At 37.9% G+C, this 12,179-nt stretch carries 9 protein-coding genes; 5 read left to right on the top strand and 4 right to left on the bottom strand.

The window, feature by feature from the left end; all coding sequences use genetic code 11:
* The first annotated feature begins 115 nt into the window (after positions 1–115).
* Together proB and IGJ90_RS00165 are read left to right on the top strand one after the other, a co-directional pair.
* Positions 116–931, top strand: coding sequence for a glutamate 5-kinase (gene proB, locus IGJ90_RS00170; protein ID WP_002389550.1), 816 nt, complete (start codon positions 116–118; stop codon positions 929–931).
* Complete coding sequence (locus IGJ90_RS00165; protein WP_025186722.1) at positions 918–2,171, top strand: glutamate-5-semialdehyde dehydrogenase; 1,254 nt, start codon at positions 918–920, stop codon at positions 2,169–2,171. Before proB ends, IGJ90_RS00165 begins: the two co-directional genes overlap by 14 nt.
* A 91-nt stretch (positions 2,172–2,262) precedes the next feature.
* Here the strand turns inward: IGJ90_RS00165 and IGJ90_RS00160 are convergent, their stop codons facing one another.
* Positions 2,263–3,210: a helix-turn-helix transcriptional regulator gene (locus IGJ90_RS00160; RefSeq protein WP_002385468.1), complete on the bottom strand. Its 948-nt coding sequence runs from the start codon at positions 3,208–3,210 to the stop codon at positions 2,263–2,265.
* Positions 3,211–3,274: 64 nt separating this feature from the next.
* Here IGJ90_RS00160 and IGJ90_RS00155 point away from each other — a divergent pair, with 64 nt between their 5' ends.
* The 3 genes from IGJ90_RS00155 (at position 3,275) to IGJ90_RS00145 (ending at position 7,663) form a co-directional block, all read left to right on the top strand.
* Complete coding sequence (locus tag IGJ90_RS00155) at positions 3,275–3,742, top strand: VOC family protein (protein WP_002367567.1); 468 nt, start codon at positions 3,275–3,277, stop codon at positions 3,740–3,742.
* 7 nt (positions 3,743–3,749) lie between these two features.
* The gene (locus IGJ90_RS00150; RefSeq protein WP_104659704.1) at positions 3,750–4,259 is read left to right on the top strand and encodes a ClbS/DfsB family four-helix bundle protein; all 510 of its coding nucleotides are present in this window, start codon (positions 3,750–3,752) and stop codon (positions 4,257–4,259) included.
* A gap of 788 nt (positions 4,260–5,047) precedes the next feature.
* Positions 5,048–7,663 carry a YfhO family protein gene (locus IGJ90_RS00145; protein ID WP_002367563.1) on the top strand — a complete coding sequence of 872 codons (2,616 nt, stop codon included), beginning with the start codon at positions 5,048–5,050 and terminating at the stop codon, positions 7,661–7,663.
* A 36-nt stretch (positions 7,664–7,699) separates the two neighbouring features.
* Here the strand turns inward: IGJ90_RS00145 and mprF are convergent, their stop codons facing one another.
* The 3 genes from mprF to IGJ90_RS00130 all read right to left on the bottom strand — a co-directional run bounded on the left by mprF (position 7,700) and on the right by IGJ90_RS00130 (position 12,175).
* Positions 7,700–10,291, bottom strand: coding sequence for a bifunctional lysylphosphatidylglycerol flippase/synthetase MprF (mprF, locus tag IGJ90_RS00140; RefSeq protein ID WP_002367562.1), 2,592 nt, complete (start codon positions 10,289–10,291; stop codon positions 7,700–7,702).
* Between the two features lie 189 nt (positions 10,292–10,480).
* On the bottom strand, positions 10,481–10,861 hold the full coding sequence (locus IGJ90_RS00135; RefSeq protein WP_002356039.1) for a RidA family protein: 381 nt from the start codon (positions 10,859–10,861) through the stop codon (positions 10,481–10,483).
* A 99-nt stretch (positions 10,862–10,960) separates the two neighbouring features.
* Complete coding sequence (locus IGJ90_RS00130) at positions 10,961–12,175, bottom strand: MalY/PatB family protein (RefSeq protein ID WP_438767398.1); 1,215 nt, start codon at positions 12,173–12,175, stop codon at positions 10,961–10,963.
* Positions 12,176–12,179 lie beyond the last annotated feature (4 nt).

Here is a 12,179-nt window from a genome sequence, read left to right as displayed (position 1 = left end):
AAAGTTCACACTTTCATTAAACTTTCTTTACTATTCATTATTTAGCACTTTCTAGTAGCCGCTGATTTTGTTATAATGAGTGTCAAATTTTACTGTAAAAAGAAACGAGGCACTTATGAGAAACAAACTCCAACAGGCCAAACGAATTGTGATCAAAGTCGGAACCAGTTCTCTGATTTATCCCAATGGCAATATTAACTTAAAAGCAATTGATCAATTAGCCTTTACTTTGAGTGATTTAAGCAACCAAGGCAAAGAAATTATTTTAGTTTCTTCTGGCGCAATTGGTGTCGGACTGAATAAATTAAATCTATCTGTGCGCCCAACGACAATTCCAGAACAACAGGCAGTCGCTGCAGTCGGCCAAGCAGAATTAATGAACATTTATAATCAGCGGTTTTCAACCTATAGCCAACAAATGGCACAAGTTTTATTAACACGTGATGTTATTGAATACCCTGAAAGTCGCAATAATGTTACCAATACTTTTGAACAACTGTTAAAAATGAATATTATTCCTATCGTCAATGAAAATGATACTGTCGCAATTGAAGAATTGGATCACTTAACCAAGTTCGGGGATAACGATCAATTGTCTGCCATTGTCTGCCAAATTGTTCAAGCTGACTTGTTAGTTATGTTATCAGATATTGATGGTTTCTTTTCAGACAACCCTACTGTCAACAAAGAAGCCACGTTATTTTCTGAAATCAATGAAATTAATGAAGACTTGTTCCAATTAGCCGGTGGTAAGGGGAGCCGCTTTGGCACTGGTGGGATGTCTAGTAAATTAAAAGCTGCTGAACGTGTGTTAGCTAATCAACAGGCGATGATTTTAGCAAACGGAAAGCAGCCAAAAATCATCTTTGAAATTTTAGAAGGAAAAGATATCGGTACGTTATTTATTAAAGGAGGGCATGAAAGTGACTGATTTAAAGCAACTAGGGCAACAAGCTAAAGAAGCCTCTTATACGCTAGGCTTGATGGATACTCGTCAAAAAAATTCATTGTTAAACAAAATGGCCGCAGCCATTGAAGCCAATGCACCCCGCATTTTACAAGCAAACGCATTAGATTTAGAGCAAGCCGCTACCCACGGAATTTCTGAAACAATGCAAGACCGCTTACGTTTAACAGAAGAACGGATCACAGCGATGGCTGAGGGCATACGCCAAGTCGCTACTTTACCAGATCCAATTGGGGAAGTAGATAAAATGTGGCGCAATGAAGCGGGGCTGTTAATTGGGCAACAACGCGTGCCTTTAGGTGTTATTGGAATCATTTATGAATCGCGGCCAAACGTGACAACAGATGCCGCTAGCCTTTGTTTCAAATCAGGAAATGCTGTTATTCTTCGAGGCGGAAAAGAAGCGTTTCACTCCAATCAGATATTGGTGACAATTTTACAAGAAGCGCTAATACAAGAAGCCGTTTCTCCCCATCTCATTCAATTTGTTGATGATACTTCTAGAGAAACAGCCCAACAACTTATGCGCTTAAATGACTACTTGGATGTCCTCATTCCGCGTGGCGGCGCCAACTTAATCAAAACTGTTTTGACAACAGCCACTGTTCCTGTTATTGAAACAGGCACAGGCAATTGTCATATTTACGTGGACAAAGACGCCCAGTTAACAATGGCAACTGAAATTATTGTCAATGCTAAATGTCAACGTCCTTCTGTCTGTAACGCCGCCGAAACGTTATTAATTCATCAAAAAGTGGCTGAAGCCTTTTTACCAACAATTGAAAAAGCCTTGAAGGAGTTTCACGTGGAACTTCGGGCAGATGAACGTGCGTTAGCAATTTTTGAAGAAGCCATTCCAGCGACTGAACAAGATTGGGAAACGGAATTTCTCGACTTTATCTTAGCAGTGAAAGTCGTTGATTCTTTAGACGAAGCCATCCAGCATATTAATCGCTACAATACAAAACATTCTGAAAGTATTATTAGTGATAATTACTTTGCCACACAACAATTTTTACAACAAGTGGATGCAGCCGCTGTTTATGCGAATGCTTCAACTCGTTTCACGGACGGTTTTGAATTTGGATTTGGCGCCGAAATCGGCATTAGTACGCAAAAATTACATGCCCGTGGACCTATGGGCTTAGCAGAGCTTACTTCGACAAAATATGTTATTTATGGAAATGGGCAAGCACGTTCTTAGAAAGAAAAACCCTTGATTTAAAAATCAAGGGTTTTTCTTTCTCCTCTCCAATGTGCATTTTTACACATGAGATTGTTCACAGTTCCACAATCTATTCTTGATATTTTTTTTGAATCCTCATTATACTTTCTACATATGCTTGTTTCACTTGGACTGGCTCTAAAATTGTCACTTCTTCACCAAAGCCCATAAAATAGTTGGCTAAAAATTGTGTTTCTGTTGGATGAATCTGTCCAACTAAAAAACACTGCGTGGGCGTTTCTTCCAACTGAATATTGTCAAAGCGATGTTTATAAAAAAATTCTTTGCCTTTTTCTGTAATGATTGCTTTAAATGGAATCGTACGTGCCGTCGTTTGTTGATGGCGATACGATTCTTTCAGTTCTTCAGTCGTAAAATCCAGTGTTTGGTTTAACTGCTGAATAGCCTCCATAAAATCACAGCGGTAAGTACGCCAGGCCTTTTTAGTCACATCATAGCCTGAACAATACCAATACCCTTCTAAAATAGTTAACCGGGTTGGTAAGATTTTTTTCGTTGTTGCTTCATATCTGGTATAGTTAAACTGAATTACTTGTTGCGCCAAAATACAATGAAACAGCTGCTCTAAATTGCCTGGTGCTTCTACTTGTTCAATTCCTTCGTAATAGACAACCTTACTCATTTGACTGATTTTAAATTGGGTTGGTTCATCTAAAGAATGCAATAATTTTTGCTGAATTTGCTGATAGGAATGACCAAACGGTGACTCTGCGACTAATTTCAGTAATTGTAACGAAAAAAAGATCGCTAACACTTCATTTTCGTTAAAATAAATCGGCGGCAACAACGGTTTGTTTAAAACTCGATAGCCACCATAACGACCATTCTCCACATATAGCGGCACGCCTAAATTTTCCAAAGCTTCAATATCCCGCAAAGCTGTGCTTTTAGAAATCCCAAAAGTTTTCATTAACTGATTTAAATTAAACTGAGGATGGGTTCTCAAGAAAAAAAGTTCCTGATTTAAACGTTCTGATTTTTTCATTTTCCCCTCCATCGGTGTCACTTTTTGACACCTTTTGTTGTTATGCTTATCTTATCAATCTTAGGAGGTTCAAACAATGAAAAACACACAATTTGCCCTTTTTATGGTCTTAAACGGACGAGCAACGGAAGCCTTGACGTTTTACCAAGAAGCCTTTGCTGGTGATATTCTTTTTAAAATTACTAATCAAGAATTTAAAGAGCGTTTAAATCCTTCTTTGACCATTCCCGCTGGCGAAGAACACTGGCTTTCTCACTCGATTTTACAAATGGACACTTTTCAATTACAACTAGCTGATAATCCTTTGTTTGCAGGAATGAATACCACGCCCACAGAACAATTGACCCTCAGCTTAACCGTCGAGAGCCGTCACTCTGCCAAAACAATTTTTGAAAAACTCACGCGCCATCCCGAATCCTGTATTATCCAAGAACCAATTGAAAATGAATTTGCAACGTTTTATGCGATTGTGAAAGATCCTTTTGGTTTAGTCACTCAAATTACTCATGAAAAACAAGCAGATCCTACCAAGAAAGGACGTTAGCCGAAGAATGCGAACCTATGAATCAAAAGAAGCCTTGATTGAAGCCATTCAAATAGCTTCACAAAAATATTTAGCTGAATTTGCAGAAATTCCTGAAACACTTAAAGATCACCGAATTGAAACAGTAGCTAAAACACCTTCAGAGAACTTAGCCTATCAATTAGGTTGGCTCAACTTGCTGCTTTCTTGGGAAGAACAAGAACAACGTGGTCTGACCGTTCAAACGCCAGCTGAAGGTTATAAATGGAATCAACTGGGCGCTCTCTATCAATCATTTTATCAAACCTATGGACAAATGAGTTTAGAAAGTCAGCTGATTGTGTTGCAAGACACCTTAGAAAAATTACTTCATTGGATTGACTCGCTTTCCGAAGACGAATTATTTTTACCTCAACAACGGGCTTGGGCGACTACCAAAGCACAATGGCCTCTTTGGAAATGGATTCACATTAATAGCGTTGCCCCTTTTACTAGTTTCCGAACGCAAATTCGCAAATGGAAAAAAGCTTGTCTTTAAAAAGTTATCCACATTTTTTCAAAAAAAGCTTGACAAGCATTTTTAAATTCTCCACAGAAAACTTTGTGGATGAAATTTCTTATTTTTTCCAAAAAACTTTTCCACAGTGCATATTTGTTCGACATTAAATCTTTGTAAATTCTAGAAAAAAGAAGATGAAAACGTTGTTTTAATAACGTTTTCATCTTCTTTCAACTTTAGGGGCTCCTTTACTTTTAGCAAGCAGGCCTTCTGAACTTGCGTCTATTTTTTTAGCAACTCGAAAACTTATCCTTGTGGATAAACCGAGATAAAAAGCTTTTTTGTGGTTTTCAACAGAGTTATGCACAAAGTTATCCACAGGGTGTTTTCAGCAATTTTTCGGAGAATATTCGTTGTTTGATGTGGTGATTGGAAAATCGACTTCATATAACCGTTTGAGAGTCTTTTAATCCCTCGCTAGAAGCTATCTTGGGTGTAGGACAATTGCTTCATTTCAACTTAATTTATAACCACAAAACTTGACCTACTTTAAAAACATGTGATACTGGAAATGCGAATGAAATGAATTGATACACAATAACACCCCATTCAATAGTAAATCCTTCAGTAATTTGTTTATTCGCCCCTACGCTCTTTTCTAAACATAGCTGGTGATTTAGCATTTGAATGTCAATCCCTTACTCCTAATTCTTCTTCACTCCATCCTTAGGATCCTAATAAAATTTTAAAGTTTTTCTTCTATTGGTACATCAAATAAAGAGTATGATAAACTATAGGTACTTTCGAAAAATCAGGTGAGGTTATTTATGAAAAATAAAAGTAGGCAGTTTTTAAAAAACAACTGGCCTTATATGTTAGCCAGTTTCTTCATTCCATTTTTAATTATGGCAATTATCTATTTGAGTATTGGGATTTATCCAGGAAGTAGTCGCAGTGTTTTAGCCAGCGATGCCTTTTCTCAATTTTCAAATTTTCACGCAAGCTTTAACAATGTTCTTCATGGAAAACAAAGTCTTTTCTATACGTGGAATGCTTCTTTGGGACTAAACTACTTGTCCTTAATTTCCTATTATCTTGGTGGCTTATTTACGCCGCTCGTCTTTTTCTTTAACAATCAAAACATGCCTGATGCGCTCTATTTCCTAACGTTGTTGAAAATTGGGAGTGCTGGCTTGAGTTTTTGGTTCTTGGCAAAACAAACCTTTAAGATTCCTAAATGGTCCCATGTGACTTTAAGTGTGTCTTATGCGCTAATGTCCTTCATTGTGGCCCATTCAGAATTAATTATGTGGCTGGATGCCTTTATTTATCTGCCACTCGTAATTTTAGGAATTCATCGTTTAATGGACCAACGAAAACCGACATTATTGTTTGTCAGTTATTTCTTGCTTTTCATTACAAATTATTATTTTGGCTTTATGATTGGGTTGTTTTCCTTCCTGTACTATTTTGCACGAACGTTTACAGACTGGCAACGATATAAATCTCGAATCGTTGCGTATTTTACTACTTCTCTTTTAGCTGGTGGAGCATCTATGATTATGGTCTTACCTGCTGTCTTAGATTTACGAACCAATGGTGAAACTCTTTCTGAAATTACAACCTTTAAAACAGAAGCGACTGCCTTTTTAGATATTATTATGAAAAATATGATTGGCGTTTACGATACAACCAAATATGGGTCCATTCCTTTTATTTACATTGGGTTGTTGCCTTTGATTTTTTGTCTCTTTTATTTCGTTACGAAAGAAGTTCCATTGAAAAACAAACTACTTTTTGGCAGTTTGTTTGTCCTATTGATTGCTAGCTTTTACATCACGCCCTTAAATTTATTCTGGCACGGTATGCATGCGCCGAACATGTTTCTTTTCCGCTATAGTTTCCTCTTTTCATTCCTAGTTATTTTGCTTGCTGGTTATGGTTGGGAAAAATTTGAAAAGGATGATCTCGGCGTCTTAAGCGGCTTGATTTTGATTCTTTTAGCAATTTTTGCTCTTGCAATGGGCACAAAAGGTGCTACTAGTTATACGTATGTGACTTTAACCTCTTTCGTATTAACGGCAACTTTTTTACTATTATACTTTTTCGGGATTGCTTTTTATCAATTGAAAAAAGCGCCTATGCAATACTTAGTGATTTTACTATTGCTGCTCGTTTCTGGTGAAGCAATCATTAATACACGGGCGATGGTCACTGGTATTTTAGATGATTGGAACTACGCATCACGCAGCTTGTATTCTGAACCTTATCCTGACTTAAAAAATCTAGTCGATCAAACAAAAAAAGAAAATGATACCTTTTACCGCTTGGAAAATTTAAATGGTGTTTCGGCCAATGACGGCATTAACTATGGCTACAGTGGCATTAGCATGTTTTCTTCCGTGCGGAACCGACATTCTTCAACATACCTAAACGCCTTAGGTTTCCGCTCGCGAGGCACGAATTTAAATATTCGTTACCAAAATAATACCTTGTTAATGGATGCTTTGATGGGCATTAAATACAATATTGCTGAAAACAATCCAATGAAATTCGGCTTTGAGCGACAAGCAGCTGCTGGTAAATATCAGCTTTATCGTAACGAAAATGCTTTGCCGTTAGGATTTTTAGCAGACAAAGAGATTTACAATGTCCGGCAACCTCTCAATGATAATTTAGGTAGTCAAACAAATTTACTAAATGCTTTAGCCAATACCAATGAACGGTATTTTACCTTTTATCAACCAACGATGACGCTTCAAAATAACGTGACAATTACGCAAAATACAGCTGGCGTAACTTTTACGGAGAAACAACATAACGTAGCCAAAGAGATTTCTTATACAGTCAATGTGCCCGCCAATACGCAAGCTTATTTGAGTTTATTCCCAACGGATTTTGCTCAATTGGAAAGTTCCACTGCGACGGTCACCGTGAACGGCTCAAGTCAGCAATCACAAATTGGCATTACTGGCCAATATTATAATTTAGGTTACTATCCCAAAGATACAACTGTTAACTTCAAAGTAAGTTTTTATGGAACCAAAGCAGTAAGTTTTGTTCAGCCGCAAGTGGTTGGCTTAAATACCAATGCATTTGAAAAAGCCATTTCCGCCGTACAAGAAAAAGGCGTTGATTTAACCACTGGCAAACGCTCTGCTTCAGGTACTTTTACCGCCGACAACGATCAAGTACTCGTCACTACAATTCCTTATGACAAAGGTTGGCGTGTCAAAATTGACGGCAAAAAAGTTACCCCAAAAGCCTTTAAAGATGCCTTTCTAAGCGTTCCTGTCAGCGCTGGAACCCATACTATTCAGTTCTCTTATTTACCAGAAGGATTGATTCCTGGCATCGTGTTATTCGTTCTATGTACTGGTGGTTTCGTTGCCTACGTAACCTTGATTCCTGCTAGACGAAACCGTAAAAAAGAAGACAAATAAAAAATCACGCGATGGCTAAGTCATCGCGTGATTTTTTTAAATTTCAGTCATTGCTTCTTCCACAAGCGAAACACTTTGATGTCTTCCTTTCGTAATCAACAAGGAAAGTTGCACAAAAGCAAAGAGTACACTGGTCCGCTTAGGATAAGCAAAATAACGTGGTTGCCAACTAGTGACATATTGTTCTTTGCGCTTGCGTGTATCTTGAAACGCATAAATTTGATAACTATACTTGTAAAAAATATTAACAAAGCGTTCTTTTAAGAAAGAGTACTTGCTCTCCCCTACGTTAGCCAACGGCGCCATCCCAATATCAATTAATTGATAGCCCTGCTGTTGATAGGTTTCAATAAAATGAGTGAACAAATATTCTCTAGTAAAAGCAGGTGCTTCTGAACGAATACGTAACAAATCATACGAAATACTTTTGCCTTTTTCCATTTCTTTTCCCGTAATAAAACCGATGACCGTTTGTTTCTGTCTCACCAAGCCCACGCTACTGCATTTCAAGTACTCAGGATCCAACCGTCCACCAATAAAGTAGCGCTCTTTTTGATTCCGTGACCAGTCCGCAGAAACTCGTTCTAACTCTTGATATAAGGCCTCACTAATCGTTTCGGGATAAAATTCAAACTGAAAATCCGCTGCTTCTGCTGCTATTTTTTCAGTCACTGTTTCCGTCCAGGCTGTTTGATTCACTGTTGACGGCTCATCAAATTGAATCAAGCCTTCTTCCCCAACTTTCATAAATTCAAAGCCGCAATCGTGAAGATTCATAACATATTCTTCCGAAATACGATAAAAAACTAATTGATAACCTAACAAATCAGCTTGATCCATAAACGCCAGTGTCGCCGCTGTCCATTTCTCTCGTTGCCCAATCGGATCCGCCAAGACAAAGCATTTATTAAACTTCATTTGAAACCCAAAAAGTACTTGATCTTCGCCTTCTTCTTGGTAGTAAAAATGACCATAATCCTTTAAATATAAAAATTGACTGCCTTCGTTGCCACCAAATTTTTCCAAAAAGCGTGTCAACCGCGCTTCCTCAAATCCCTCACCTAAAGTAACAGTTGTTTCGGCTAAATATTGATACAAAAAGAATAAACCAATCAAGGAAATACTTAATCCAATCAATCCGTTAAACCAAACATCATCTGACGGAAACAACAAAAAGTGATTGATAACTTGATTGCCACCAGCTGGTCGTGCGGCGTAATAGCCAGCAACCGCATAACCGATAAACAAGCAGCCAAACAAAATACTATCTACCGTTAAAGCGCCCCATGAATAAACAAACTTTTCACGATAAAATTCTTTACGAGCCAAAATAACCGCCAATAAAATAACAGCATAAACAGCAATCAACTGCCACGAAGTCGTTCGTGCCACCGTATTTACAATACAAAATCCTAGTAAAATAATTGTAGGCCAATAAGCTTTTTTCACTTTCATAGAAATGCCTCGAGCTAAACCTAATAACAAGAATCCTACAAATAAATTCAATGTTTGATCTAAAAAATTAAAAGAAAAGGGAAGTAACACTTGGAATAAACGACTGACATTCGACAAATTCGTCACAGTCGACAATAGAACCATCATAATTCCTGCAAAATATAACGCCGCCACCAAAATAAAATGCGCCACTTTTTGTGAAAATAACCGAGGTAAATTATCAAAAAATTGATTAACTTTCATGCCTGCTTGTTGCAAGAACAAAATAACTCCTGTCATAAAAGGCGTCACATAATAGAACAAACGATAATACAACAACCAGACGACCGCTTGTGATCGATCAATCCCTAATTGTGACAAGCCCAAAATCATTAAGACATCAAACGTTCCCATACCACCAGGAACCATGGTTAACATCCCGATTAACGTAGCGATAACAAACATTGGGTAAACAGAAACCATCGAAACTGGCACCTGCATCAAGCGACCTATCATCAAGAAAGCAAACATCCCACCTAGCCATTGACCTAATGAAGCGCCGAATAAAAGGAGCACCGCTTTTGGAAAAAATGTTTTAAACAATGTTCGCCGTTTTAAATACGTGAAAAACCAGAGCGCTGGCGCAATCAGGCTGCCCAGTAATAACCAAACCCAATATTCACGAAAAACATTTTGGGTTCGAATAAAAAATAAATCAACAAACGCCACAAAAGATAAAATAGATAACCCTGAAATCAAGAACAGAGCAACTTTTGAGACCGTTGCTACAACCTTGCCTCGTGGTACATCTTTTCCGTAAAAATTAATCCGTAGCGTTGCTCCAACCACGCCGCCAAAACCCGCTAAGTTATTAATGGTATTAGTGACCCAAGCCGAAGTTAACCAATCCATTCGTTTCATTGGTGGCTTACCTTCTTTTTCCAATAACTTAACGACTACATAGTCATAAAGGAGCATTGGAATAACCCCTAACAGTCCTGCCAAGACCATGCCAATTAAACGCCCCGTACTTTGTTGTTCCATCGTGGAAAAAATATCCGCCCAGGTCATGCCTTGAGCGATATGTGTCACTTGGTTAGCCACGAAAACTAATACAGAACCAAGAAAAATTAGTTTCAATAATAAACTGTGTTCTTTCAACCACTGCGTTAGTTGGCTAATATTTTTTTTCATCTTATAGCCTCTTTCATATCTCTTTTCTATTCATTTAACTTTCGTTTTATCGATTTTCTTCCATGGTAGCCTATTTGCTGAAAATTTTCCAGCACGGCTAGACATTTTGGCTGAATCGTATTGTTTTATTGAAAAAAAGAGTGAGAAAAAAATCTAAGACGATTTTTTCTCACTCTTTTAACTGTATTTTTACGCCACTACTTCTGCGATAATCTCAATCTCCACCAACACATCCATCGGTAATTTAGAGATTTCAATCGTTGTGCGTGCAGGATATTCCGCACTAAAATATTCAGCATAGACTTCATTGAATGCCGTGAAATCCGCCATATTTTGTAAATAGCATGTCGTTTTGACTACATGAGCAAAATCACTACCAGCTTCTGTTAAAATCCCTTGAATATTTTTCAGTACTTGATTGGTTTGTTCTTTAATCGTTGTCCCAACCACCTTGCCTGTTTCAGGATCCAGTGGAATCTGACCAGAAGTAATCAATAAACCATTCACAATTTTTGCTTGTGAATATGGCCCAATTGCTTGTGGTGCTTGCTTTGTTTTAATTGTTTTCATTTCTTTTCCCCCAGTAAATGACAAGTTGTTACTTTTTGTTATTTTATTTGTTTCTATTTTTCCATTGTACTGCAACCATTTTCGGAATGCTATCTTTTCTCAATTATTCCTAAGCGCTGATGCTGTGCCATCCTTTTGTAAAACAGCTTCAAAACCTTGACGCATCCGTTCAAGTCCCTCGTGTAGTTTTGCTTGCGAACAGCCAATATTTAACCGTAAAAATCGCTGTCCATTACCGCCATAAATCGAGCCGTCCATAATGGCGACTTTCCCCACAGAAACTAAAGCCTCTTGTAAGCGGGCCACATCTGGAACTGCCGCTGATACATCCAACCACATTAAGTAAGTTGCCTCCAGCTCCGTCACTTTAATTTTTGGCAAATATGTCTGTAAAAAATCTTTCACGTAACGTTGGTTCTCCGCTAAATAATCATTCAACTCGTCAACCCAAGTACCACATTTTTGATAGGCCGTCATGGTTGCTAGCATTCCCAAAATACTTGTTGATGATAGACCATCGGCGTTTTTTAATTTGAGCTGAAAAGCGTCACGTAATTCGTTATCTGGAATTAAGGCGTAAGCAAAAATCAGCCCTGGAAAATTAAAGGTTTTCGTGCCACTGGTAATAATGGCAGATTTTTTATAATCAAATTGCGTAATTGGTCGATGAACATGGCCTTTATTAACGATATCCATATGAATTTCATCAGAAAGTAAAAACACATCATACTGTTGGCACAATGAAACCATTCGCTCTAATTCCCATTGCTCCCAAACACGTCCTGTTGGATTATGCGGAGAACATAAAAGTAAACAGCGATTTTCTGGTTGCGCTAGTTTTTTTTCTAAATCAATAAAATCAATGCTGTAGCGCTTCTCTTGATAAAGCAATTCATTTGCCACTACTTGCCGCTTATTTTCCTGAATAACTTTAAAAAATGCATCATATGCAGGTGTTTGTAAAATAATGCCCTCCCCTTCGTTAGTCAATAATTGAATCAAAGCAGAAATACCATAGATAACGGTCGGAGTATACATAATCCAGTGTTCTTCAATCTTCGTCTGGAATCTTGTCTGGTACCACGTTTGAATTGCTTCTTTTAATTGCGGATGGTTCCACCTCGTATAGCCAAATACTGGATGTTTCAAACGCTCCTGTAATGTTGCCAGAACTGCCTCTGGCACAGCAAAATCCGTATCGGAAATAGTGAAGGGAAGCAAGTACGCTTCCCCAAATCGGTCTTCTACAAAATCCCACTGTGTACAATACGTTCCTCGTCGATCAATTGCTTTATCAAACGACACACTCTTCACCTTC

This window comes from Enterococcus sp. AZ129 (genome assembly GCF_051714505.1).
In the GTDB taxonomy this organism is placed as follows: domain Bacteria; phylum Bacillota; class Bacilli; order Lactobacillales; family Enterococcaceae; genus Enterococcus; species Enterococcus faecalis.
This window is presented reverse-complemented; position numbering and strand designations above follow the sequence as displayed.

Coding starts and splice junctions, on each gene's coding strand:
- mprF (WP_002367562.1), bottom strand. CDS start 10,291: ATGAAAAAAAATATTAGCCAACTAACGCAGTGGTTGAAAGAACACAGT.
- proB (WP_002389550.1), top strand. CDS start 116: ATGAGAAACAAACTCCAACAGGCCAAACGAATTGTGATCAAAGTCGGA.
- IGJ90_RS00135 (WP_002356039.1), bottom strand. CDS start 10,861: ATGAAAACAATTAAAACAAAGCAAGCACCACAAGCAATTGGGCCATAT.
- IGJ90_RS00145 (WP_002367563.1), top strand. CDS start 5,048: ATGAAAAATAAAAGTAGGCAGTTTTTAAAAAACAACTGGCCTTATATG.
- IGJ90_RS00150 (WP_104659704.1), top strand. CDS start 3,750: ATGCGAACCTATGAATCAAAAGAAGCCTTGATTGAAGCCATTCAAATA.
- IGJ90_RS00165 (WP_025186722.1), top strand. CDS start 918: ATGAAAGTGACTGATTTAAAGCAACTAGGGCAACAAGCTAAAGAAGCC.
- IGJ90_RS00155 (WP_002367567.1), top strand. CDS start 3,275: ATGAAAAACACACAATTTGCCCTTTTTATGGTCTTAAACGGACGAGCA.
- IGJ90_RS00160 (WP_002385468.1), bottom strand. CDS start 3,210: ATGGAGGGGAAAATGAAAAAATCAGAACGTTTAAATCAGGAACTTTTT.